Here is a 25849-nt window from a genome sequence, read left to right as displayed (position 1 = left end):
TCAAGGGATTATTTTAATGATTTTTATAGGTATATTTTCATAATATTCAAACTTTTATTTTTATGTTGTCTGTTTCATGCGACGGCTGATACATCGATTGCATCCGTTCATGAAGCAATACTGCCGTTTCTGTCATTAATTTTTTCCCGATTTCATCCACGTGGCGGTTTCGCCAATTTTCTAATTGCGACCCTTTAACCCATTGATTAAAGGCTCCCAGCGCGGGACCGCAGTGAATTTGATAATCGACCTTCGAATGTTCGCTTCCGCTGATTGCCAATTTTGAACTGTATCTGAAGTACCATCGGAAAATCAAAGCCATTTTATGCTTCGGGTTTTGTTCAGCCTTCTCAATGTCTGCCGCGGGATAATGCAATGCAATATCTTTATATATGTCTTCTATACTGCGTTTAAAGTATTTCTCCTCAAGCTGGGCCAGCATCTTTGCATCCAGCTCACGTATAGACCCATACCGCTGGTACAGTTCATATAACTTGTTTGCCCGCGCGGGAAAGAACACGCCTTTCTTTAGCACCTGCACTTTACTGCCCGATTCAAACATATCACCTGCAGGCGCATAGGCTGTATCTTGTACATTCATCTGCTGAAGCAAATCCTTTACTTTATCACTTGTTGCCGCCTCAACCGTACATTGATTGATTGAGCCTGTTAGAATAAAATCAGCCCCTAGCATAAAAGCCGCCATCGCTGCCTCAGGTGTTCCAATTCCTCCAGCTGCACCAACTCTTATTTTTTTCCGGTATTGATATTTTTTCATCATTTCATCTCTTAAAGATGTCATCGCCGGCATCAGGCTGTATGCCACACCGCCATCTGTATGACCGCCTGAATCAGCTTCTACACAAATATCGTCAGCCATCGGAATGCACCGCAACAACTCAGCTTCGTTCATAGTGATTTTATTTTCTCCTAAAAGCTTTTGCAGCATATTCTCAGGCGCAGGACTCAGAAATGATTCTGCAACTTCCGGCCGTGATATTTTTGCTATAAGACGATTTGAGCATATAACGTCACCATTTTGATTTCGTTTCACTCCTTTTGCGCGGTACCTTACTAATGCGGGAGTGACACTTAAAAATGCTGAAGCTTCCACTATGCTCACTTGATTCCTCAATAAAAGATCGATCATTTTTTCTTCTGATTCAGTATGTTTCATATTGTGGACCAGATTGATGCCATAGGCTTGTCCTTTCCCTAATTCACCTTGTATAGCATGTATCGCATCTTCAACCTCATTCAGGCTCAGACCTCCTGTGCCAAAGAACCCCATCATTCCCGCTCTTGACAGCTTTACTACCATTTCTTTCGAAGCAATGCCGCGGTACATTCCTCCTGCAAGATAAGCATATGTAAGATGATAATCTTGTTTAAATTCAGCACTTCCTAAAGATTCTGCCGTAATCCCAGCTTGAACATTACGTTGCTCCTTTAGATGCGCACTGATCGCGGAGTTCTTTTTCGGTATATATGTCAATGGTTCAGCTTCATTTTTAATCCGATGAATGAGACCGGTTAAAACAGTTCCAGGCCCAATCTCTGCAAACTCCATTTCTCCTCTTCCCATCAGAAAACGAATGCTGTCCGTCCATTTCACTGTGTTGTCCATTTGTTCAGATAATGTATCTTTTAATCTGTCTTGATGGTATGGCTCTGCGTAGACATTGGAGATAACCGGGATCGCCAAAGGTGCAAACTGGAATGAGTCAATATATTGCTTAAATACCTGTTTGGCTTCATTCATATATCTGGAATGAAAAGCTCCGCTCACATTTAATGGATGAAACAGCTTTACATCCTTGGTGTTTTCAAAAACAGCCCGAGCTTTTTCAATCTCTTTTTTCGGGCCAGAAATCACAATTTGCCGGGGCGTATTTTCATTTGCCACATCAATGTCATAAAGACGGTGCTCTTCTAAAACGGCTGTAACTTGTTCCTTACTCAGGCCGATCACAGCAGCCATTCCGCCCCCTGTAATTCGTCCCATCAATTCTCCTCTTTTTTTGACGAGCCTTAATCCGGTTTCAAAATCAAATGCACCGGCTGCCATCAGCGCATTGTATTCTCCTAAGCTGTGTCCTGCCGCAAAATCAGGTTTTCTGCCGGTCTCCTCCACTCTCTTCAAGTAACTGAGTGCATTAACAACATACAAAGCCGGCTGCGTGTATTCAGTATGATTTAAATCCAGATATGATTTTTCGGTACATAGCTTCTCTATTGAATAGCCCAATATTTGATCTGCTTGATCTGTCAAATACTGATACTGTTCAAATAGCCCTTGTCCCATCCCCTTTTGCTGGGAGCCTTGCCCTGGAAAGACATATGTAATCATCTTGTAAACTTCCTTTCTGGTGTACGGAAATACTCAACCGTATTCAGATTTTTCAGCTCCTGATGAAATGGTGTTATGATTGAGCAGCAACGGTCAGCTGAATCACCCGGAATCAGCTGTTTCACAAAAGCAGCTAAGGTGCCGGATGGCCCTAAATCGATAAACTTGCATGTATGCTGGCTTTCCAAATATCGAATCGCTTCACGAAACATCATTGGCTTTCTGACCGCATTCCAAAAGAAATTCTCGTCCATTACGTGAAGGCAGCTTCCCGTTAAGCTCGATACAATCGGTATTGACGGTTTTTGAAAAGATTTTGATCTTAAAAATTCTGCATAGGCACTCTCTGCCGGATCAATAAGCGAAGAATGAAAGGCATAGGACACAGGAAGCAGCTGGCAAAGAATCTGCTTCCCCTTTAAATCCTCCATAATCTTCCTTATATGATCTTCTTCACCAGAAATGACGAAGTGCGAATCATAATTGATAGAAATGAGTTCACTATTTCCAAACAGTTGCGGATAATCATTCAGCAATTGCGGTTTGTCCAGAATGGCCATCATTTTTCCTTTATCGCAGGAATTTTGGATGATAATAGCCTGTTCAAGTATGCAATCCAGTATATCCTCTGCGTCTGACACACCAGAAACTGCCGCTGCTGCGAATTCTCCCAGACTTGATCCCAATACGTAATCAGGATAAATTCCCCTGTCTTCCAAAACCTTATATAAGGAATACTCAATCATAAAAATGGCGGGGTGGGAAAAAAGAATACTGTCAAACGGATCTGACACACGTTTACCTGGATGGTAGATTTCTTCAACAATGGATGTGCCGATTCGCCGTGCTGCAATGGCATCCATTTCAAGCATTGATTGGCGAAACACGGTATTTTCCTTAAATAGTTCTTTCCCCATGTGATAGTATTGGGAACCTTGCCCGGAAAACATAAAAACAAGCGGTTCATTCATGTGTATAACCTTCTTTTTTTATATTTATGACGGCTATTGGATTTCTCATTTCCATGCATGTTGTTAAAGCACATAGCAGCGATTGAAATGAAATTAATAAATGGAAAAGACATATGTGAAAAAGTAAAGGAGATTCAACTTGGAAGGATTGCTATTGGTGCTCTGGATGCGGTTCATTTATGACGTGATCGTAGATGTATGTTGATATCTCAAAATTGATGTAACATGATAACAGGATCAGCAAAGAACATCGACTCTATGATTGGTGGGTGCGGTTAAAAAATGGACCATCTAGATGTGGGAGCGATGGTTTGACAGACCGGCTGACATAGTTCAAATGTCTAACTTAATTTATCAGCCTCTTTATGTAACAGTATATAAAGTTATTCAATTAGAAACAGTGTCAATCGAACGATTGAATCTTTAAAACTTTATACCTTAAATGAAAGGAAATCTGTGTTTAGACCTGATTGATGAGATACATGGCCATAGGGGCAAATGCTTTAGCGGGGCATTGCTTCCGCATCTTTCTTTATGCGATGAATTAACCCAGTTAAAACATTTCCAGGCCCTACCTCCTCAAACTCCATATGGCCTTTTTTCATTAAGTAGCTTATGCTGTCAGTCCATTTCACTGAATGATTAATTTGATCAGCCAGCGTCTGTTTCATGAATTCGTATGTATACGGTTTGGCATACACATTAGAAATAACCGGGATAGACGGAGGCGAAAAATAAAAGGCATGAAGGAACTCCTCGAATTCTTCTTTTGCTTTATTCATGTATCTGGAATGAAACGCGCCGCTTACGTTTAAGGGGAGTACCATTGTAACTTCAGTCATCGTTTCAAAAAGAGATGCGGCTTTTTCAATCTCATCTTTTTTTCCTGAAATTACAATTTGATATGGGGCATTCACATTAGCGATATCAACATCATGTAAATGATATTTTTTCAGAGCCTTTGCAACCTGCTCTTCATTTAGTCCCATAACAGCTGCCATACCGCCGTTGCTTATCAGACTCATCAGCTCGCCTCTTTTTCTGACAAGCTGTAAACCTGTCTCAAAATCAAAGGCTTCAGCTGCAAATAACGCATTGTATTCACCCAAGCTGTGCCCGGCGACAAAGTCAGGCTTAACTTCTTCATCCTTGATTTTTTTCAGATAGCTTAGTGCGTTTACCACATATAACGCCGGCTGAGTAAATTGCGTTTTGTTTAAATTGGAATAAGGATTTTCCAGGCAAAGACGTTTGATAGAATATCCTAAGATCTCATCTGCCTGATCCGTCAGTTCTTTAAATTCATCGAATAGGCCGCTGCCCATTCCCTGTTTCTGTGAACCCTGACCTGGAAAAACATATGTGATCATTCTCTCAAAGCCACCCTTCCGATTAGTAGATGTGTTTCACTTCTGTATGATTTTATAATAGTGATGACCGGATAAATAGTAGCATGTTCATGTTGATGGTAACCTCTGTAAATATTATCCGTCAAGTTAATTTTTCCTACAGTTTGCTCCATTGTTTTTCTGCTTTTTTCCATTGAGGAATAAAGGATCAGGAGATATAACAGAACATAAGAAAAAAGACCCGGATTACATATAGGGCGCCATATCATGATAATGCGCTTCATTTTCTTTCAAATGAGTTTTCAAAATAAATAACACCTTCTATGTAATCATTTTCGAAAATAAAAATCATTTAGATATTCGAAGAAAAATAGGATAATAGATTCAGAAGGATTATTTAAAATCAAAAATACCTTTTTGGTTTTTACGAGTGCGAAATTTCACAAAATATTCTTTTTTATCAATTTGAAAGTAAATATTATGCTGATAAAGATCCTTTATCGAATGGCCGGGCGATTTGCCAAATGAGTGACCAGGATACACCCGTACATGGGGTGAAACCTCCGACTTTATTCTTTGAATACTATCAAACATCTCTTCCGCAGAGCTGCCATCATCCTCACATATGCCGCACCCTTCTGTAAACACCGTATCTCCGGTAAAAATACTCTCAGAAAACAAATAACACATTCCGCCGGCTGTATGCCCCGGTGTGAGAAGGCATTGTGCTCTTGTGTTTCCTATGCTGATTGTCTGATGATCATCTAGGCTAATTAAATTTCTGCATCGGAATTGATAATAATCAATTTCTTTTTTCGACATATAAACTTGAGCGTTAAACATCTTCGTCAGCGGGTCTACCAGATTTACATGATCATAATGAGAGTGTGTCAATGCGACTGCCTTTAATTCCACTTCGAGTTCGGAAAGCGTAGTGGTTATCTTACTCAATTCCCATGAGGGATCAACAACAATTGCAGATCTGCTTACAATATCTTCAATGATATAGCAATAATTCGTCCAGCCCTGATACCTTGTTTTAATTGGATGCACCTTGTAAGTAAGATTCATTTATACCATCCCTATCATGTAAAGTTCTTAAACGATGGACCAGTGTTCACCCCTCAGTCCGTCTTTCATTCCACTTTACCAAACAGCATGATTGTTTTCCATTTTTTTCAGAGATCCTTGTTCTTTGAAAATAAAAAAGCGACTCTTTTGGACGCATGCCCAACAAGAATCGCTTTTCGCACTAGTGCCTTAAGGATGTCGTTTTTGTGTCTCACGTGTATCTTCCACGCAAATTGACTCTACATGCTGCATAATGACCCGCTTGATTCGGTCTTTATTCACGCGCACAGGGTCAAGCATGGCATGTAAAGCCAAGCCGTCAACAAGCGCGTAAAGTCTCTCAGCTTCAATGTCTTTATCAGCATTCTGCTTCAGTAAATCGGATTCATCTAAATAGGCAATCAGATTCCGCATGCCGCTGAAAATCCCGTCATGACTCGCATCAAACATATCCTTTTTATGTCTGGCGTAAGCAGTAAAAGCAAACCAAACCTCCATCTCTCTAATCGTTTCTTCATTCGTTGGGACCATTTCAAGCAAAATTTGCAACACTTTTTCCTTAGGGAGCAAATCCCTCACTGCAATGTCCTTAATTCGATCCGTTACCTTTTCTTGGACAAGTTTCATTGCAAAAGCAAGCAATTCATCCTGTGTAGAGAAATAATGGCGCAGCGCACCTAATGACAATCCTGCTTCCTTTGCAATGTTCCTGGCTGATGCTCCCTCCATCCCTCGTTCTAAAATGACGCGCCACGTTGCTTCTGCAATTTGTTTTCTTCTTTTCTCATGGTCAATTTGTTTTGGCATAGCTTTATTGTAACAAGAAAAAAATGAGAGAGCAATTTTTATAATACAGTTGTGTTACAAAAACAAAGATGGTAACATATTATTTAAATAATACAACTGTATTGAAAAGAGGGGAATGGATTGAACGGTATCGCATGGATGATTGTTTTCTGTGAAATTGCGTTTTGGGTTGTCATTGTTTTGGGGCTTGCTGTACGCTACGTATTCAAACGACATACATTAGGACTGCTATTACTTGCCTTAACTCCAGTTATCGATTTGATCTTGTTAGCGGCAACTGGTGTGGACCTTTACCGCGGAGCCTCAGCGACCGCAGCCCATGGGATTGCAGCTGTTTACATCGGTATATCGATCGCTTATGGGAAACAAATGATTCAATGGGCAGATGAAAAGTTTCAATATTATGTGACAAAAAAAGGAACAAAACCGCTGAAACGTTTTGGAATGGACCATGCCAAGCACGGTGCGAAAGGCTGGCTAAGACATGTGCTGGCCTACTTAATTGGTGCGGGACTATTGGCAGGGATGATCTATTTTATCAATGACTCTGCCCGAACCGAAGCATTGAGCGGCATTCTTAAACTGTGGACTGTCATTATAGGAATTGACTTTCTCATTACAGCCAGCTATTTTATTTGGCCAAAAAAAGAGAAAGCTTCGGCGAATCTCAGGAGTTAACAAAACCAAAAAAGGCCCTTCCCCAGTGGAAAGGGCCTTTTTTGGTTTTGTTAAAATATGCTATACTATTTTCGTCAGAAAACAGACTTATAGATATTTTGGGCTGATTCAAGGGTGCTGTTTGTTTGAGTAAGCAGGTGAAGGGAGTGTCATACTTGAACCATAAAGAACAGAACGAGCACTCTAAAGATTTTAACCTCAGATCAAAATTAATCGGAATTGTATCTATCACTTTTATCGCGGCCATTGCGCTTGCAGTCATCTTCGGCGGCTTTTTCTTCGGGATGAAAGGCTTATTCTCCATACTGGGCATCACATACGCTTCCAATCAAACATTAGCTTTATTTATTTTAGCCTGCTTTGCTGTAGGTTTAATCATAGACCCACTCACAAAGATTATCTCTATCATTTTGGCAAAATCACTTTCATTGAAAAAGACTGCACTTTTTGCTTTTATACTGTATTTTATCAGCAATCTTATAACGATCTGTTTTGCAGATTACTTTATGCAGTCTATTTATATTCCAGATGTCTTGCTTGTTGTGATATCAGCTTTCATGGCTTTCACTGAACTTGCTTTTGATAACCAGCCTAATAGAGAAGCAGCTTAAAATGCTGATGGCAGATATGGAGAATTCATAACACCTTATATTTGGACATCACCAGTTAAATAAACGAAAAAACTCCCTGTTCACACGAACAGGGAGCAAAACACAATGTTGTAATTTAAATTCTGCATTCTAAAATGATTCTCACATTCGGATCATCAAGTTCATCCAAAAAGATAATGATCTTCGGACCACATGCCATATGTTTCCACCCCCTCACCCAAAATATACATTAATCTCAATTGCCTGTAAATGGAAATTTTGTTATACGGAGGAACCATGAAGTATAATGCGTTAACACTGCTCACACGTTTACAACCGTTTCTTATAATCTGACACTCGAAGGAGTACAAAAAAGCATTGATCCATTCAGAGAATGGATCAATGCCTACCACCCCCGCTACATCACGCGTTTGAACATCTTTTCCATCTCATATGTCGAGTGGTGAATGATGATCGGGCGGCCGTGCGGGCATGTAAATGGGTCTGATGTGCTTCGGAGGTCGTCCAGAAGCGCTTTGATTTCATCGTTTCTGAGGTGGCGATTTGCTTTGATGGAGCCTTTGCAGCTCATCATAATCGCCGCTTCCTCGCGGAGTTTTTTAATATCTATATTTTTGGAATCGAGCACCTGCTGAATGATTTCTTCTATAAGCTCTGCTTCTTCTCCCTTTGGAAACCAGGCTGGGTGGCAGCGGACGATGTAACTGTTAGAGCCGAATGACTCTAAAAAGACACCGACGCTTTCGAGCTCTTGTTTGTGCTGTTCAATAATCAAAGCCTCATTTGTGGAGTAGTGGACCGTCAGCGGTACAATCATCTCCTGCACCTCAGGCTCAACCTCCCCCACCTTTTCACGGAAGTACTCATATTTAATACGTTCTTGGGCGGCGTGCTGGTCGATAATATATAGGCCGTTTTCGTTTTGTGCCAATATATAAGTCCCGTGCATCTGGCCGATCGGGTACATAATTGGAACCCGCTCAGACGCTGGCTGCTGCTGTTCCTCATGGCATTCCTGCTCAAATGTTTCAGGCTGTTCTTCTGAAACATCGGACACCTCAAGGGTTTGTTCCTGATCAACGATAGGTGGAGCATCAAATTGGAGAGGAGGCAATTCTTCCTCCACATCAACCGGCTCTTTCACGACTGAGCTGAGCTTCATTGGTGAATAAGATGGCGCAGTCGATTTTTCCGGAACTTTTTTTTCCGCAGGCTTTTCATCAAAGGTTATAAACTGCTGCTCATTTTTGATGGCAGGTGCTGATTTTTTCGGGAGCTGGGCACTCGGAATCAGCTGCTGCTGTTTAAATACATCTTTAATTCCGTCACGAATTAAGTCATGAAGCTCTGTTTCCTTGCTGAGCCGGACCTCAAGCTTCGATGGATGCACGTTGACATCGACTAAAATCGGGTCCATCGTAATTTCTATAAAAGTAATCGGATGGCGTCCGATCGGCAGAAGCGTATGATAGCCTTCATGAACCGCTTTGACGAGCGGGAAATTTTTAATGTAACGGCCATTGACCACAGACGACATATAGTTTCTCGACGCCCGTGTAATCTCTGGGAGGGCGATATATCCCTTTACTTCAAAATCCAAGGAGCTCACATGCAGCGGAAGCATTTTTTTGGCGACAGCCGTGCCGTAAATCGCTGCCAGTACATGGCGCACATCTCCGTTTCCGTTCGTTTGAAGCAGGTTTTTCCCATGATGGCGCAGGCGGATCGATACCTCTGGATGCGCCAGAGCAATACGGTTAACCACATCTGTAATGTTTCCAAGCTCTGTATGAACGGTTTTCATATATTTCAAACGGGCCGGTGTGTTAAAAAACAGGTTGGAAACGACAATTTCAGTTCCCTTCCTGCTTGAGGAACGCGATTCGGAAATGATGTTTCCTCCTTGGAGGACGAGCTTCGTCCCAGCTCCTTCACCAGTGCTTGTTGTAATCTCCAGATGAGAGACTGACGCGATACTCGGCAGGGCTTCTCCCCTGAAACCGAGCGTTCTCACCCTGAATAAATCATTTTCATCTTTTATTTTACTCGTTGCGTGGCGGCGGAAAGCTCGCTTGCAATCTTCATTCTCCATTCCTTCGCCGTTATCCAAGACCCGAATGGATGCAAGGCCTGCTTCCTCAATATCGATTTCAATGACTGTGCTGTCAGCGTCGATCGCATTTTCCACCAATTCTTTGACGACTGAGGCGGGCCGTTCCACAACCTCGCCCGCCGCTATTTTATTTGAAAGCTCATCTGACAGCTGGATGACTTTTGCCACATTCATCACCCCGTTTTAATGTAATTTCTTTTGCAGCTTGTACATTTCATTCATCGCTTCAAGCGGTGTCATATCCAGTATATTAAGTGATTTGAAAGCATCGATCACTTGCTTTTCTTTTTTTGAAAGCTTTGGTGTTTCAGCCGGCTTTTCCGCTTCGCCAAAAAAGGACAGCTGTGCCGGCTCTTCTTTCACCTGAGGTTTCTGCACCTGCACTTCCGGTTTGTTTCCTGAATGCTCAAGCTCTTTTAAAATATCTTGAGCGCGCGCAATCAGATCTCCCGGCAGTTCGGCAAGCTGAGCTACATGGATACCATAGCTTTTATCAGCGGCACCTTCTTTAATTTGATGAAGAAAGACAACCGTTCCGTTATACTCTTCAGCGCGAACATGAACGTTTTTCAGCTGGGGCAGCTTGTCCTCAAGAACGGTCAGCTCGTGATAGTGTGTGCTGAACAGCGTCTTGGCGCCGATATGATCGTGAACATATTCAATAATCGCCTGTGCCAGCGCCATGCCGTCATAAGTGGACGTTCCCCGCCCGATTTCATCAAACAGAATGAGGCTGTTTTTCGTCGCGTTGACAATCGCATTTTTCGCTTCAAGCATTTCTACCATAAATGTACTTTGTCCGGAAATCAAATCATCTGCAGCCCCGATTCGCGTAAAAATTTGATCAAAAATCGGAAGCACCGCTTTTTTCGCGGGTACAAAGCAGCCGATTTGCGCCATAATGGAAATGAGCGCGATTTGTCTCATATACGTGCTTTTCCCTGACATGTTTGGACCTGTAATGAGAAGCATTTGTCTGTTATCGCCCATCATACAGTTGTTCGGGACATATTCCTGGCTGTCCATGACTTTTTCAACAACCGGGTGTCTGCCTTCAATCACTTCGACTTCATCTTTAGAGAACTCCGGTTTCGTGTAGTGACGATTTTCACTGATTGTCGCAAAGCATTGCAGTGCGTCCAGCTCGCTCATCTGTTTTGCAAGCTGCTGTAGCCGCGGAATATACTGCTTCACTTTCTCGCGCAGCTCGGTAAACAGCTCGTACTCCAGCTCACAGATGTTATTTTCCGCCTCTAAAATGAGCGCTTCTTTTTCTTTTAATTCAGGGGTAATGTAGCGCTCTGCATTGGTTAACGTCTGCTTCCGCTCATAACGCCCTTCCTCAAGCAAATGCAAGTTTGCTTTAGTCACTTCAATGTAATAACCGAAAACTTTATTAAAGCCGACCTTTAAAGAGCGAATGCCTGTGTATTCCCGCTCCTGCTGTTCCAGGCGGGCAATCCAGTCTTTTCCGTTTCTGCTTGCATCACGATATTCATCAAGCTTTTGATTATAACCATCTTTAATCAGGTTCCCTTCTTTTACCGATAAAGGAGGATTTTCGTACAGCGCTTCTTCCAGCAGTTCAAGTACATCCCCGCAAGGGTCAATGCGCTCTGCACGTTCCTTGGCCTTGTCATGAGCCAGTGAAGCAACCAGCTGTTTGATGCCAGGCACTTGCTTTAACGATTCCTTCAGCTGAATCAAATCCCGGGCATTGACATTTCCGAATGCAACGCGGCCGGCAAGGCGTTCTAAGTCATATACTTCTTTTAAACGTTCACGCAGATCTTCCCGTTCAAAGAAATGGGACATCAATGTTTCCACCATTTCTTGGCGCTCTTCGATTTGATTGACTCTGATAAGCGGCCGGTCAATCCACTGTTTAAGCAGCCGGCCTCCCATTGCCGTTTTTGTTTCATCCAGCAGCCACAAAAGGGAGCCTTTTTTATTTTTCGAACGGATCGTTTCGGTCAGCTCCAGATTACGCTTTGAGTACAAGTCAATTTTCATCGCTTCCTCAAGCTCATACACCTGTACGGGCTGAAGATGATCAAGGCTGCGCTTTTGGGTTCTTTTCAAATACGTATATAAGCGCATAAATGTTTTTGTTATATCTTCATTATTTAAGTGCTCAATGATCGTTACGTGTTCGTCTGTTTCTCCGTCTTCAATTGAGATCGTTGCACCGCACCGCTCTCTCAGCTGTGCCACAGTATCTGCATCCAAGCTTCCTGAAACCACGATTTCCCGTGCGCCAACTGAATAAATTTCTGATATGACGTCTTCAAGCCGTTCAATCAAAACAGCCAAATTTTCTCCCGTTGTTAAATCAGACAGCGCAAGTCCGTATCCGTTCGAGCAGGCTGAAACAGATGCGATAAAGTTATTTTCCGATTCATGGATGCCTTTGCCGTCCATTACAGTTCCGGGCGTAATAAGCTGAACCACTTCTCTTTTCACAACGCCCTTTGCGGCTTTCGGATCTTCCGTCTGTTCACAGATCGCCACTTTGTAGCCTTTTTTAATAAGCTGTTCGATATACGCGGAAGCAGAATGATACGGCACACCGCACATCGGTATTTTTTCAGCCGCACCGCCATCTCTGCTCGTTAACGTAATTTCCAGCTCTTGTGACGCTTTTTTGGCGTCCTCAAAAAACATTTCGTAAAAATCACCCAGGCGAAAAAATAAAAAGGCATCCTGGTGCTCTGCCTTTATTTTTAAATATTGCTGTATCATAGGCGTATAACCGGCCATTGTTTAATCCCTCACTATGTATCAACGTTTCTATTTTCCAACCTTCATTATAACATAAACAAAAAGTGATAAAAGAATGATATATCAATATAAAAAAGAGACTTGGGGGTACTGTCTCCCCTAGTCCCTTTTTTATTCTTCAGGATCTCCCACTAAAAACTCCGGGTTGATGTCTTCAAGCTCTTCATCAAGCTCATCTTCCCAATCTTCCTCGTCATCCTCTTCCCAGTCAGGATTGACCTCAACAACTACCTTTGTTTCCCCTACCACTTCCGCCAAAAATTCTCTTTCTGCCTGCACAACGATTTTATTTCCATTCGGCGAAATGGTCACTTCAAGGCAGTTTGGCTGCTGAAGCACTTTGGCAATCACTTCATGCTCATCATCTAAGTAATTATTGTCTCTGTATCTGAGTTTAATGACATCTACATATTTTACCCGTTCTGTGACAACCTCTGTCTTTGTGTTGTCCGCGTAAGAGTACCATACGTTTATATCATAATACCCTTCAATTTCTACCGTTTTTCCAATTTTTTCAGCGTCATACTTGTGGTTAATAATCCAACCACCCAAAATGCTGCTCGGTTTTTTCTCAGGCGAGATGGTGTTGGTGCATTGGGTGAATTTTCGGCCTTTCGCTACTACTGCCTTCGTAATAATTTCCCTGTATTCAGACATTCCGGCATGCCTCCTTGTTCTTCTTCGTGTTATCTTATGCTGGGCATTTGTCTAGTGTGCATTTTTATAAATAAAATATAAAAATACAAAGTTTCTGTTCCATTGTATGCAGGTGTGCCTAGAAACTTTACTTATAAGTGCGATAAAGTTTACACGCGGTGCGCACAGAAAAACCAATTGAACATTTGGTACATAGATTATTTAGTTCATAACCCGCACATAAAAAAACACGGGCCTGTAAAGGCACCGTGTTTAGAGAGAACAGCTGTTATTTGAATGCTTCACCTTTGAACCGGTTTCCCCTTTCAGCAGGTCGCCTCCGGTTGATGTGATGATTTCATTTGTGACTTGGTTGGAAATGGTGTGTGCAACGAGCTGCAGTAGGTCATTTACTTCCATTTGCGAGTCTCTGAATTCCTGGATAACAGGAATCTCTTCAAGCTCTTCTTGCAGCGCGTCAATTTTTGCTTCTACTTGTTTGAGCGCTTCATGCTTTTCATAATGCTTCAGATTGACAGCCTGCTTTTGCAGGGCTTTAATCTGATTAACGATTGTGGACACTTTGTCATTCTCATTGATTTGCGCTTCAGCCCGTTTGAAAAAATCAACCTCTTCTGTTTCAGAGATCATTTTTGCAAGGTTTCGTGCCTGCTGCACAATGTCTTTTTTTGAGTAGAGCGTCATCTTATTTCACCTCGATTGCTTCTCCTACCATTTCTCCGTCAAGCGACCATGTTTTCGCTTGCTGGATTTTCACGCGGACGATTTTGCCGATGGCTTCCTTCGGCCCTTTGAAATTAACAAGCTTGCTTTTTTCAGTATAGCCCGCAAGAATATCAGGGTTATTTTTGCTTTCACCTTCAACTAATACTTCGACAACCTTGCCTTCGTATTCCTTCATTTTTTTAGCAGAAATTTCATTCACCAGTGCGTTTAGACGCTGCAGGCGTTCTTTTTTCACACGCATCGGTACATTATCTTTCATCTTAGCAGCCGGAGTGCCTTCACGCGGAGAGTAAATGAACGTATAGGCGCTGTCAAACTCCACTTCACGGTATAGAGAAAGCGTTTCTTCAAACTGTTCGTCCGTTTCATTTGGAAATCCGACGATAATGTCCGTTGTCAAAGAAGCGTTTGGCATTGCTTCTTTAATTTTTCGCACCAGCTCCATGTAACGCTCTCTGTCATATTTGCGGGCCATCAGCTTGAGAACTTCTGAGCTTCCTGATTGAACCGGAAGATGAATGTGATCAAGCAGATTTCCGCCTTTTGCCAGCACTTCAATGAGGCGGTCGTCAAAGTCGCGCGGATGACTCGTTGTAAAACGGATTCTCGGGATATCGATTTTTCTCAGTTCATCCATCAAATCACCAAGTCCGTACGTCATATCTTCAAAGTCTTTTCCATACGCGTTTACGTTTTGGCCTAACAGAGTAATTTCCTTATAGCCTTCACTTGCGAGCCTTCTCACTTCCTGAATGATATCCTCAGGGCGGCGGCTTCTTTCTTTTCCGCGTGTGTAAGGCACAATGCAATACGTACAGAATTTGTCACAGCCGTACATGATATTGACCCAGCCCTTAATTTTTCCATTTCGGACTTTCGGAAGGTTTTCAATAACGTCCCCTTCCTTAGACCAAACTTCTACAACCATTTCTTTTGAAAGGTATGCTTCTGACAAAAGCTCCGGCAGGCGATGAATGTTATGCGTTCCGAAAATCATATCGACAAACGGATGTTTTTTCAAAATACGGTTCACGACTGATTCCTCTTGGGACATACAGCCGCACACGCCTAAAATCAGATCGGGATTGTTTTTTTTCAGTGCTTTTAAGTGCCCAAGCTCACCAAACACCTTGTTCTCAGCATTTTCACGGATTGCGCATGTGTTTAACAAAATGACATTGGCATCGTCAACAGAGTTTGTCGCTTCATAACCTAGCGCCATAAAGATCCCTGCCATAACCTCTGTATCGTGTTCATTCATTTGGCAGCCGTACGTACGGATATAGAACTTTCTTCCGTCTCCCAATCCTTTAAATTGTTCAGAAATTTTAAAGTCATTATGATAAGTAACGGCTTCCTTGCCTCGTTTTTTCGCGTCTTTTAAAGAAGGCGGAATGTAAACAGCTTCAAAGTACTTGCTGTAATCCTTCTCGGATTTTTTGTCCGATGGATTAACTTGTCCGCTCTCTAATTTTTGTTTTTCATTCATGTCATATTTTCTCCTTTCAAACCAAACTTCCACCCTTCAGTATAAAGGTTATCGAAGCTCTGCACAACTGGCAACCTATCATTGTACACTCATTGAGAATAATAATCAATAAGGAATCAAAAGAGGAAGAGTAAACTCTTCCTCTTGTTACAATAGCTGGAGCTCCTTTGCCGTCTTTTCGATGACATCAAGCGCCTGATCCAGTTCATCTTTGGTGTGCTCTGCTGTTATAATCGTGCGAATTCTGGCTTTTCCCTTTGCTACAGTCGGGAAAACGATACTTTGGGCAAAAACACCGTGAGAAAGGAGCTGATCTGAAAATTGCTTTGCCACACCTTCATCACCTATTAAAATAGGAAGAATCGGCGTTTGACTCTCTGTGAGAGTCAAACCCATTTTCACAAGCATTGCTTTAAAATAGGCAGTATTCTCCCACAAGCGCTCCATATGCTCCGGCTCTTCAAGCAAGACATCAATCGCTTCCATACAAGCTGCAGTGACTGCCGGCGGATGAGATGTGCTGAATAAAAATGGACGGCCTTTATGGCGCAAATAATCGATCAGCACCTTTGAACCTGCAGCGTAGCCGCCGAGCACTCCGATTGCCTTGCTTAATGTTCCGACCTGAATATGAACTCTGCCGTCAAGACCGAAGTGATTCACCGTTCCCCTGCCGTTTTCGCCAAGTACTCCGGATGCATGGGCGTCATCCACCATCACAAATGCGTCATATTTCTCAGCGAGCTCTACAATATCAGGCAGAGGGGCTATGTTTCCATCCATGGAAAATACGCCGTCTGTCACAATCAGACGCATCCGATAATTCATTGACTTTCTCAGCACCCGCTCTAAATCACTCATATTGACGTGCTGATACACCTTTTTATCCGCCTTTGTCAGTCGAATTCCGTCAATAATAGAGGCATGGTTCAATTCATCTGAGATGACAATGTCCTCTTTTGATAGAATACTTGAAAGTACGCCTTGGTTTGTTGTGAAGCCTGATTGGAATACAAGTGCCGCCTCCGTTTTTTTAAAGGCTGCCAGCTTTTTCTCAAGCTCTTGATGCATTGTAAATGTACCCGCAATCGTTCTCACTGATCCGGTGCCGGCTCCATACTGCTGAACGGCCTCCTGTGCGGCGTTGATGAGTCTAGGATGTGAAGTGAATCCGAGGTAATTATTAGAAGATAGCTGAATGACTTTTTGGTGATTCACTGTGACAGATGGGCCCTGCATAGATTCAAGCTGTTTTATGTCTTGCCATGTATGGTTTTCTTTCATACTATCAAGCTCTGCTTTTAAAAACTCAAATTCCTTCGTCATGTTTATCCCCCTTTATGGAATTAAAATTACTTTTCCGCACTGCCCGCTTCTCATCAGTTCGAAACCTTTTTCAAACTCCTCTAACGGAAACTGATGGGTAATAACAGGTGCAAGATCGATCACGTTTGAACTGATCAACTGAGACACTTGGCGCCATGTTGAAAACATTTTTCTTCCTGTGATTCCTTGGATGGTAAGCCCTTTAAATACCACTTTATTCGTCAAATCAATTGTCACCGGATGTTCCGGCAAGCTGAGAATATGAAATCTTCCGCCATTCGCAGCCATCGCAAGACCTTGGGCAATCGCTGAGGGATGGCCCGACATCTCACAAACAAGATCTGCTCCTTCCCCACTCGTTAAAGCGCTTACAATTTTGAGCGGGTCTTCTTTTTCAATAGCAACAGTACAAGTCGCTCCCATTTGTTTTGCAAGCCTCAGCCTGTATTCATTCTTATCAATCGCTATCACCTGAGAAGCTCCTGCTGCTTTTGCAACCGCAACAGCCATAAGACCAATCGGCCCACATCCAAAGACTGCAGTCGTTCCTCCTGCAGGCTGGCTCTCGAGTACGGTATGAACTGCATTTCCTAAAGGCTCTTGAATGGAAGCAATTGACGGGTCCATATCAGCGGGATTTCTCCAAATGTTATCAGCTGGAACTTTTACATACTCCGCAAAACAGCCTGCCGTGTCCACTCCGATTATAGCAGTATTGGTACACACATGAGATTTTCCTGTTAGGCAAGGGACACATTCACCACAAACAATGTGTGTTTCCGCAGACACATACTCTCCCACTTTTACACTGCTGACATTCTCTCCCACGTCCTCTACGATGCCGCTGAACTCATGGCCGAAAACATAGGGTGTTTTGATTCTCTGACGTGCCCATTGATCCCAATTATAAATGTGGACATCCGTGCCGCATATGGAAGCGGCTTTCACTTTTATGAGGACTTCATGTTTATCAATCTCAGGAATGGGAACTTCAGTAAGCACAGCACCGAACGCCCCGTCCTTTTTCATTAGAGCTTTCATCTTTCCACTCTGCATGTACAATCCTCCTTGAAAAATTCTTGTTATATTCGGATTGTACCATGATATGGAATAAGCGTAAACAGCACTGTCTTTTCCAGAAGGACAAAAGTATCTGTCTTGAAAAATGGGCGGAAATTTTTTTTGAAACGTTTTAGCTCATTTCTGATTTTGTATATTCGCTCATTTATGTGCTAAAAATACTATCGGGAGAAAATATCACAATAAATGAAAAACAACCTGTTTGCATTACGCAAACAGGTTGAGAATGCTTTATTTGTTTTTAGCGAGGCTCCACGATTAATTTAATCGCTGTTCTTTCTTCCCCATCGATTTGAATATCTGTAAAAGCCGGAATACAAATCAAATCAACGCCGCTTGGCGCCACAAATCCCCTGGCAATCGCCACAGCTTTTACAGCCTGGTTTAATGCACCCGCTCCGATCGCTTGAATCTCGGCGGCTCCTCGCTCTCTCAACACGCCTGCAAGCGCACCTGCCACTGAATTTGGACTCGATTTTGCTGAAACTTTTAAGATTTCCATTTCTGCTCCCCCTTAGTTTTACAATGGATAAGTGAGTGTTCATTAGAACAATCATTATTAGATGTTGCTATCCAAAAAGCCATCCCCACAATGCTTTTCAAAAATAGCGGGCTACCTTCCATTTTTACTATATTCACTAAGGAGTTGCTATATTCCTGCTTTTCTTTTTAATATTTTTATAAAATAACCATATGTTCAACTATTCAAAGAACATGTGATCATCGTTGATTAAAATACGCTCAATTTTCACGGCTTTTTTCGTTTGATCGTCAATGTCAATGACAACTCCGCTGAGCGTTGTTTTTCCTTCAGCGACAGTAAACCGGACTGGAAGGTTCGTTTTGAATCGCTTAATAATCGTCTCTCTGTCCATCCCCAGTATACCGTCATACGGGCCAGTCATTCCCACATCAGTAATATATGCCGTTCCCTTCGGCAAAATGCGGTTATCCGCTGTTTGCACGTGTGTATGAGTTCCTACTACAGCCGATGCCCGTCCATCCGTGTACCAGCCAAGTGCGAGCTTTTCACTTGTCGCTTCGGCATGAAAGTCGATAAAAATGTACGGTGTTCTTTTCGCAGCTTCTGCGATCAATTCATCCGCTTTTAAAAACGGGTCATCAAGCGGCGGCAAAAACGTACGTCCCTGCAAATTAATAACTGCTAGTTCTTTGCCGTTTGCTTTCACATATGTGATCCCTTTCCCCGGTGTTCCTTCAGGAAAGTTTGCCGGGCGAACCAAGTTCGGAACGTCATCTATAAAATCAAATATTTCTTTTTTGTCCCATGTGTGGTTCCCCATTGTGATTGCATCTGCGCCGGACTGGATTAAGCTGTGATAAATTTTTTCCGTCAGGCCTTTTCCATGTGCGGCGTTTTCACCATTAATAATGGTAAAGTGAGGCTTATATTTTGTTTTTAGCTTTGGTACATATTCTTTGACCATGTCACGGCCCGGTGAACCGACAACATCTCCGATAAATAAAATTCTCATTTTGTAAATCCTTTCTTCTTGAAAATTCCTTGCCGTCAAAAAAATAAAGTGATGCTTAGCGCATCACTTTATTTTGCATACTCTACGGCTCGAGTCTCTCTGATTACTGTCACCTTAATATGACCTGGATAATCGAGCTCGTCCTCAATTCGCTTGCGGATATCTCGCGCCAGTCGATGAGCCTCAAGATCATTAATTGAATCCGGCTTCACCATAATACGCACTTCGCGTCCAGCCTGAATGGCAAATGATTTTTCAACACCTTCGTAGGACTCAGAAATTTCTTCGAGTTTTTCAAGTCTTCGAATATAATTCTCGAGCGTCTCACTTCTTGCGCCAGGTCTTGCAGCGGAAAGCGCATCTGCTGCAGCTACCAGCACAGCGATAATGGAAGTCGGCTCCTCATCCCCGTGGTGTGATGCAATACTGTTAATCACGACTGGGTGCTCTTTATATTTGGTCGCAAGCTCTACCCCGATCTCAACGTGGCTTCCTTCTACTTCATGGTCAATTGCTTTCCCGATGTCGTGAAGAAGACCCGCACGTTTAGCAAGCTTTGCGTCTTCACCAAGCTCCGATGCCATTAGACCGGCCAAGAATGCGACTTCCATGGAATGCTTAAGCACATTTTGACCGTAGCTTGTACGGAACTTTAAGCGGCCGAGGATCTTGATGAGATCTGGGTGGAGGCCATGAACGCCAACCTCAAATGTCGTTTGCTCACCCATCTCACGAATATAGTCATCGACCTCGCGGCGAGATTTTTCAACCATTTCTTCAATCCGTGCCGGATGAATACGGCCATCCTGAACGAGTTTATCAAGAGCAATTCTGGCTGTCTCACGTCTGATCGGATCAAATCCGGAAAGAATGACAGCTTCAGGCGTATCATCAATAATCAGGTCAATTCCTGTCAGCGTTTCAAGCGTACGAATGTTACGCCCTTCCCGTCCGATGATACGTCCTTTCATCTCATCATTTGGAAGATTGACAACTGATACCGTTGTTTCGGCAACGTGGTCCGCTGCGCAGCGCTGTAAGGCGAGTGAAAGAATGTTTTTCGCTTTCTTATCCGCCTCTTCTTTCGCACGGTTTTCAGTTTCTTTTGTCATGATGGCGATGTCATGTGAAAGCTCGTTTTCAACCCGCTCAAGAATGATTTGTTTCGCTTCGTCACGAGTTAGACTCGAAATTCGTTCCAACTCAGACTGCTGCATACGAATCATCTCATCCACTTTGCTTTCCATCTCTTCAATATGTTGTTGTCGTTCATTCAGAGAATGATCTTTCTTCTCCAACATCGCTTCCCGTTTATCAATTCCCTCATGTTTGCGATCAAGGTTTTCCTCCTTTTGGAGTAAACGGTTTTCTTGTTTTTGAAGCTCATTTCGTCTTTCACGAACTTCCTGTTCAGCATCTATTCGAAGTTTGTGGATTTCATCCTTTGCTTCAAGCAGAGCTTCTTTTTTCAGTGCTTCAGCATCACGCTTCGCATCTTCAAGAATTTGCTCGGCTGCACCGCGTGCGCCCGCAATTTTCGCTTCGGCAATGGTTTTACGAACAAAGTAGCCAACAACTAAACCGAGTAGAATCAGCAAAATGGAGATGAGAACCATCATAATTGGGGTCATACTTTCACCTCCTCTTGCTATGAACTTGGTTGTTGCTTAAAAAGTGTCGGCATGTACATTGTCTAGTTTTCTCAACATACAGAACCTTCACAGGGAATGAGTGTGTTCATCGCCCTTGTCAAGTTTAAATGGTTTAACAATCATGTTAAAAAAACAAATGTTACAACTTCATTGTAAATGTGTCGGAAATACTTGTCAAGCTTGCCATCTTAACGTTTGCAGGCCAGTCGTCTTTTCACGTGCCGAATGCAATTCATCCAAAAGAAGATCGCCAATCATTCTTGATTTAGAAGCTGGTATATTTTATTGTTCACTTGGCCCAATTTAGCATTATTTTGAATGTTTGAGAACAAAATAACAATGGTTTGCCCAGATTTGCTAAAGCTGTTCAAGATATTGAAGCCCGGCATAACACCATGGTTTGAATAGCTTCCGGGAGCAACATAAAATCCCATGCCGTATGTGGAGCTGCTTCCTGGCGTAAACATCTTTTCATAGCTTTTTTGCGAATACAGTTTTCCGTCTATCAGCGCTTGGTCAAATTTGTACATATCTATAGCGCTCATATAAATATCACCCGCTCCATACAGCTGGGATAGATCAGGTATATACGGTGTAACTGTTTTGCTGCCCTCCATCTTATACCCGACGGCAGGATAAGGTTCTTTTTCATATGTTTTGTAAAAGCCTGCATGCGTCATTCCCGCAGGTTTAAAAATATGATTCTTTATGTACTGTTCATAGGGCTCACCGCTTACTTCAGCAATAATATAAGCAAGAACAGAATAGTTGGAATCCTTGTAGTCCCATACGCCCGGCTGACGTTTGATTCCCTGAAGTTCTATATCTTTTATTAAATCGTCCGGATTAATGGCGCCGTTTCCTTCAATATGTCCGTTTATCCCCGATGTATGTGTAAGCAGATTCTTCAAAGTAATCGTTTGTCCGTTAGGAAAATGAGGTAAATACGTACTTACCGGATCACTTGTCTGAAGTTTCCCCTTTTCCTCAAGCTGCAAAATAGCAGTTGCAATCAGCGCTTTTTGTGATGAACCGACATAAAAAGATGTCAATGGATTATTTTGAATGTAGTGTTTACGGTCAGCATAGCCAAAACCTTTATTTGTTACGATTTCTCCATTTCTGACAATCATGGCTGTTCCGCTGAAACCGATCTCTTTTAAATAATTGCTGATTTTTTGGTTTCGATCCACTGTTTTGATTTGTTCCTCTGATTTTTTGGCAGTTTTCTTTTTGACCTCTTTTTTCTGATCGGTATTTGAAACCGCTGCAGTTTCTTGAGATGGTTCGTTTTCTTCACTATTTCGATGAAGAGCATTCCAAATCGTAATGCAAACCATCACTGCTAAAAGACCAAGCAACAGTTTTCCTCTTTTATTTAGTTTTCTCCGTCTGCGTTTCGCAGTTCTTCTGCGGGTTGGGCTTGTCATTCATTTTTTCCTCCCAAAATAAATTCCATTTTGCACACGTTTTGTTAGACGAATAAAGCCCTAAAAAAGTTGTCAAAAAAAGCAATATTTTTATCATTTTTTTGCAAAATACAAAAAAGCTGAGTTTTTCACTCAGCCTTTTGTATCATTTGAAACTTATTTTATTTTTATTCTTCAAATTCGAGTTCTTCTTGTGTCTCTTCAGCTTGCTGCTGCACTACTCCGTTATTATCCAAGCCGTAATGTTCGCGAATTTGCTCCTGGATCATCAGCATGATATCTTTATTTTCTTTCAGGAATTGTTTTGCATTTTCACGGCCCTGGCCAAGACGCTCTTCTTCATAAGAGTACCATGAACCGCTTTTTTGCACGATATCAAGTTCAGTTCCTAAATCAATGATTTCGCCTTCTTTTGAAATGCCTTCTCCGTACATAATATCAACCTCGGCTGTACGGAACGGCGGAGCCACCTTGTTTTTCACGACTTTGATTTTCGTTTTGTTCCCCATTACGTCGTTGCCTTGTTTCAGCTGTTCAGCACGGCGCACTTCAAGACGCACGGAAGAATAGAATTTCAACGCACGGCCGCCAGGAGTTGTTTCCGGGTTCCCGAACATAACACCGACTTTTTCACGAATTTGGTTAATGAAAATCGCGATTGTCTTCGATTTGTTAATGGCCCCTGAAAGCTTACGAAGCGCTTGAGACATTAAGCGTGCTTGTAAACCGACATGCGAATCTCCCATGTCGCCTTCAATTTCCGCTTTCGGAACGAGAGCGGCTACAGAGTCGACAACGACAATGTCAACTGCCCCGCTTCGAACCAATGCTTCCGCAATTTCAAGCGCCTGCTCGCCTGTGTCAGGCTGAGACAGTAAAAGCTCTTCGATGTTAACACCGAGCTTTTGCGCGTATACCGGATCTAACGCATGCTCCGCATCGATAAACGCGGCTTGTCCGCCCTGCTGCTGAACTTCAGCAATCGCATGAAGCGCCACAGTTGTTTTACCTGAGCTTTCAGGACCGTATACTTCAATAATCCGTCCGCGAGGATATCCGCCAATTCCCAGTGCTGTATCAAGAGCGAGGGAGCCGCTTGGTACAGTAGAAATTCTTGTATCTGTCTTTTCTCCCAGTTTCATAATGGAACCTTTGCCGAACTGTTTTTCTATTTGTTTAAGAGCCATATCTAAGGCTGCCTGACGATCACTCATTCTATTTTTTCCTCCTTTATGTTACCACTACATATACTATACCCTGTTTGAAGGGATTTGCCAAGAAAAAAGCGAACGCATATTCGGATTTTTTCTTGGCGTGATTCCTATCAAAATATCATAATGTATCAGAGAAATCATGTTTTCTTAGGAGGATAATGTGCTGAAAATATTATTTTTGCTCTAAAAGCTTTAAGATTAAATGGCAGCCGTATTTAGCGCCGCGTTTTCTGATCCCCGTTCTGGAGCCCGCAAAGTGAAACTCGTGAACCTCTTCTTTACCATTTGCGGAAATGCCGATAAACACATGCCCAGGCTCATGCCCTTCTTGAGCATCAGGTCCTGCTACACCAGTAAAGCTAATGCCGATATCGCTGCCAGTGAGTTTTTGAACACCCTTAGCCAGTTCGGATGCGCACTCCTTGCTGACCGCCCCAAAACGATCTAATGTTTCCTTCTTGACACCAAGCACATTCTGCTTCACGTCGTTTGTATAGCAAACAACGCCCCCGGCAAATAATTTTGAGGCACCGCTATGATCCGTCAGCCATTCAGAAAACAGCCCTCCGGTAAAGCTTTCTGCCGCAGAAATTGTTATGCCTTTTTCCTTACACGCTATAGATAGCTCTTTTACAAGAGAAGTATCATCGTAACCATAGAAAAATTCACCGACACGCTCTAAGATAACGGCCTCTGTTTCTTTTAACAGACGCTCTGTTTCCTTTTCATCGGCGTGTTTGGCTGTCAGACGCAGCGTCACCTCTCCATCAGCCGCCAAAGGCGCAATTGTCGGATTGGTTTGTGCATCAATAATATCTTCCAAATCGGCTTCAAGCTGAGATTCACCGATACCGAAAAAGCGAAGAACAGTTGACACAATTTTTTCATTTGAACCCATCTTTTTCAGCAGAAGAGGCTTTGCCTCGTTTTCAAACATTGGACGCAATTCGCTCGGCGGTCCAGGAAGAAGCATATAATAGCGCGATTCATGCTCTGTGAGCATTCCCGGGGCCATTCCAAAGTGATTCGCCAGCACGTCAGAGCCTTCGATCACAAGCGCCTGTTTTCGGTTATTAGGTGACATCGTGCGTTTTGTTCGTTTGAAATAGTCCTCAATGGATTGGAATGCCTCATCATTTAACACAAGCGGACGTCCCAGCGTATTTGCAATCGTTTCTTTCGTCAGATCATCTTTTGTGGGTCCAAGCCCTCCTGAAAAAATAATGAAGTCAGAGCGTTCTTCAGCAATGCGGATGACCTGCTTCAGCCGCTCCGGGTTATCTCCGACCGCTGTATGATAAAATACGTTGACCCCGATTTCAGCGAGCTGTTTGCTGATAAATTGAGCATTTGTATTGGCGATTTGGCCAAGCAGCAGCTCTGAACCGACGGCAATTATTTCTGCTTTTTTTGGAAATTCCATGACGAAGTCCTTCTTTCTTAGTTAGATGTTTTTAACGCTTCCCAGTTTTTAGAGAAATATTCCCAACCTGAGACGACAGTAAAGAAGACGGCTACCCACAGCGCCAAGTCTGCAAACGGGAATGACACAAGTTCAAATGGAAGATTATGAAGAAGCAATGCGGATACCGCAATAATCTGTGCCCAGGTTTTGATTTTACCAAGCATGTTAGCAGCTACGACTTCTCCTGTTCCGGCTAAGACAAGCCTTAAACCTGTCACGGCAAACTCCCTGCTGATAATCACAATGACCATCCAAGCTGGAGCGAGATCAAATTGAACAAGGATAATTAACGCTGCGGATACGAGCAGTTTGTCCGCAAGCGGATCAAGAAATTTCCCGAAGTTTGTTACGAGATTTAATTTTCGGGCATAATACCCGTCCACCCAGTCTGTTGTAGATGCAATAATAAATAGAATGGCCCCCGCCAAATGTGCGACCGGGATCGATTCGTCTCCAACTTCGAGCCTGCCCCAGTCAAACGGCGCCAGCATGATAATCATGAAGATTGGGATTAATGCGATTCTAGCTAGTGTGATTTTATTTGGTAAGTTAAACATAAAGCCCCTCCAATTTCATACTCGGA

22 protein-coding genes are annotated in these 25849 nt (G+C 42.7%); 2 read left to right on the top strand and 20 right to left on the bottom strand.

What is annotated here, in order from left to right; translation table 11 throughout:
• Nucleotides 1-46: 46 nt before the first annotated feature.
• The 6 genes from fabD (AC07VD_RS09745) to AC07VD_RS09720 form a co-directional block, all read right to left on the bottom strand.
• The gene (gene fabD, locus AC07VD_RS09745) at nucleotides 47-2350 is read right to left on the bottom strand and encodes an ACP S-malonyltransferase (protein WP_217017812.1); all 2304 of its coding nucleotides are present in this window, start codon (nucleotides 2348-2350) and stop codon (nucleotides 47-49) included.
• A complete protein-coding gene (locus tag AC07VD_RS09740; RefSeq protein ID WP_124073229.1) occupies nucleotides 2347-3321 on the bottom strand; it encodes an acyltransferase domain-containing protein in 975 nt (324 codons plus the stop codon). The genes fabD (AC07VD_RS09745) and AC07VD_RS09740 overlap by 4 nt, the downstream gene beginning before the upstream one ends.
• Before the next feature lie 503 nt (nucleotides 3322-3824).
• The gene (fabD, locus tag AC07VD_RS09735) at nucleotides 3825-4691 is read right to left on the bottom strand and encodes an ACP S-malonyltransferase (protein ID WP_080529333.1); all 867 of its coding nucleotides are present in this window, start codon (nucleotides 4689-4691) and stop codon (nucleotides 3825-3827) included.
• Nucleotides 4688-4954 carry a hypothetical protein gene (locus tag AC07VD_RS09730; protein ID WP_019712693.1) on the bottom strand — a complete coding sequence of 89 codons (267 nt, stop codon included), beginning with the start codon at nucleotides 4952-4954 and terminating at the stop codon, nucleotides 4688-4690. The genes fabD (AC07VD_RS09735) and AC07VD_RS09730 overlap by 4 nt, the downstream gene beginning before the upstream one ends.
• 109 nt (nucleotides 4955-5063) lie before the next feature.
• Nucleotides 5064-5741: an MBL fold metallo-hydrolase gene (locus tag AC07VD_RS09725; RefSeq protein WP_217017808.1), complete on the bottom strand. Its 678-nt coding sequence runs from the start codon at nucleotides 5739-5741 to the stop codon at nucleotides 5064-5066.
• Nucleotides 5742-5930: 189 nt separating this feature from the next.
• Complete coding sequence (locus AC07VD_RS09720; RefSeq protein WP_003231827.1) at nucleotides 5931-6548, bottom strand: TetR/AcrR family transcriptional regulator; 618 nt, start codon at nucleotides 6546-6548, stop codon at nucleotides 5931-5933.
• Between the two features lie 120 nt (nucleotides 6549-6668).
• Here AC07VD_RS09720 and AC07VD_RS09715 point away from each other — a divergent pair, with 120 nt between their 5' ends.
• The gene (locus AC07VD_RS09715; protein ID WP_217017806.1) at nucleotides 6669-7226 is read left to right on the top strand and encodes a hypothetical protein; all 558 of its coding nucleotides are present in this window, start codon (nucleotides 6669-6671) and stop codon (nucleotides 7224-7226) included.
• Between the two features lie 155 nt (nucleotides 7227-7381).
• Nucleotides 7382-7837, top strand: a complete 456-nt coding sequence (locus tag AC07VD_RS09710) for a regulatory YrvL family protein (RefSeq protein ID WP_494721716.1) — start codon at nucleotides 7382-7384, stop codon at nucleotides 7835-7837.
• Between the two features lie 397 nt (nucleotides 7838-8234).
• Here AC07VD_RS09710 and mutL read toward each other — a convergent pair whose 3' ends face one another.
• From mutL to pgsA, 14 genes are all read right to left on the bottom strand, one after another.
• The gene (mutL, locus tag AC07VD_RS09705) at nucleotides 8235-10118 is read right to left on the bottom strand and encodes a DNA mismatch repair endonuclease MutL (protein ID WP_494721715.1); all 1884 of its coding nucleotides are present in this window, start codon (nucleotides 10116-10118) and stop codon (nucleotides 8235-8237) included.
• Nucleotides 10119-10133: 15 nt separating this feature from the next.
• A complete protein-coding gene (mutS, locus tag AC07VD_RS09700; RefSeq protein WP_494721714.1) occupies nucleotides 10134-12710 on the bottom strand; it encodes a DNA mismatch repair protein MutS in 2577 nt (858 codons plus the stop codon).
• Nucleotides 12711-12842: 132 nt separating this feature from the next.
• The gene (gene cotE, locus AC07VD_RS09695; protein WP_003231833.1) at nucleotides 12843-13388 is read right to left on the bottom strand and encodes an outer spore coat protein CotE; all 546 of its coding nucleotides are present in this window, start codon (nucleotides 13386-13388) and stop codon (nucleotides 12843-12845) included.
• A 252-nt stretch (nucleotides 13389-13640) separates the two neighbouring features.
• Nucleotides 13641-14072 (bottom strand): regulatory iron-sulfur-containing complex subunit RicA, encoded by a 432-nt coding sequence (ricA, locus tag AC07VD_RS09690; RefSeq protein WP_003231834.1) that lies wholly within the window; start codon nucleotides 14070-14072, stop codon nucleotides 13641-13643.
• Nucleotide 14073: 1 nt separating this feature from the next.
• A complete protein-coding gene (gene miaB, locus AC07VD_RS09685; RefSeq protein ID WP_014664026.1) occupies nucleotides 14074-15603 on the bottom strand; it encodes a tRNA (N6-isopentenyl adenosine(37)-C2)-methylthiotransferase MiaB in 1530 nt (509 codons plus the stop codon).
• Between the two features lie 147 nt (nucleotides 15604-15750).
• Nucleotides 15751-16929 carry a glycine C-acetyltransferase gene (locus AC07VD_RS09680; protein WP_106073925.1) on the bottom strand — a complete coding sequence of 393 codons (1179 nt, stop codon included), beginning with the start codon at nucleotides 16927-16929 and terminating at the stop codon, nucleotides 15751-15753.
• 12 nt (nucleotides 16930-16941) lie between these two features.
• Entirely contained in the window at nucleotides 16942-17985 is a 1044-nt protein-coding gene (tdh, locus tag AC07VD_RS09675) for an L-threonine 3-dehydrogenase (RefSeq protein ID WP_494721713.1), read from the bottom strand.
• A 265-nt stretch (nucleotides 17986-18250) separates the two neighbouring features.
• Entirely contained in the window at nucleotides 18251-18511 is a 261-nt protein-coding gene (spoVS, locus tag AC07VD_RS09670) for a stage V sporulation protein SpoVS (RefSeq protein ID WP_003154135.1), read from the bottom strand.
• A gap of 199 nt (nucleotides 18512-18710) precedes the next feature.
• Entirely contained in the window at nucleotides 18711-19505 is a 795-nt protein-coding gene (gene ymdB / locus AC07VD_RS09665) for a 2',3'-cyclic-nucleotide 2'-phosphodiesterase (protein WP_003245138.1), read from the bottom strand.
• 68 nt (nucleotides 19506-19573) lie between these two features.
• Nucleotides 19574-21136: a ribonuclease Y gene (gene rny / locus AC07VD_RS09660; protein WP_003221010.1), complete on the bottom strand. Its 1563-nt coding sequence runs from the start codon at nucleotides 21134-21136 to the stop codon at nucleotides 19574-19576.
• Between the two features lie 275 nt (nucleotides 21137-21411).
• Nucleotides 21412-22587 (bottom strand): serine hydrolase domain-containing protein, encoded by a 1176-nt coding sequence (locus AC07VD_RS09655; RefSeq protein WP_494721712.1) that lies wholly within the window; start codon nucleotides 22585-22587, stop codon nucleotides 21412-21414.
• A gap of 167 nt (nucleotides 22588-22754) precedes the next feature.
• A complete protein-coding gene (gene recA / locus AC07VD_RS09650) occupies nucleotides 22755-23801 on the bottom strand; it encodes a recombinase RecA (protein ID WP_003245789.1) in 1047 nt (348 codons plus the stop codon).
• Nucleotides 23802-23973: 172 nt separating this feature from the next.
• Nucleotides 23974-25224: a competence/damage-inducible protein A gene (locus AC07VD_RS09645; protein ID WP_003231847.1), complete on the bottom strand. Its 1251-nt coding sequence runs from the start codon at nucleotides 25222-25224 to the stop codon at nucleotides 23974-23976.
• A 17-nt stretch (nucleotides 25225-25241) separates the two neighbouring features.
• Nucleotides 25242-25823, bottom strand: coding sequence for a CDP-diacylglycerol--glycerol-3-phosphate 3-phosphatidyltransferase (gene pgsA, locus AC07VD_RS09640; protein ID WP_003244753.1), 582 nt, complete (start codon nucleotides 25821-25823; stop codon nucleotides 25242-25244).
• Nucleotides 25824-25849 lie beyond the last annotated feature (26 nt).

It is taken from the genome of Bacillus sp. GW821-FHT01G09 (assembly GCF_059422205.1).
This window is presented reverse-complemented; position numbering and strand designations above follow the sequence as displayed.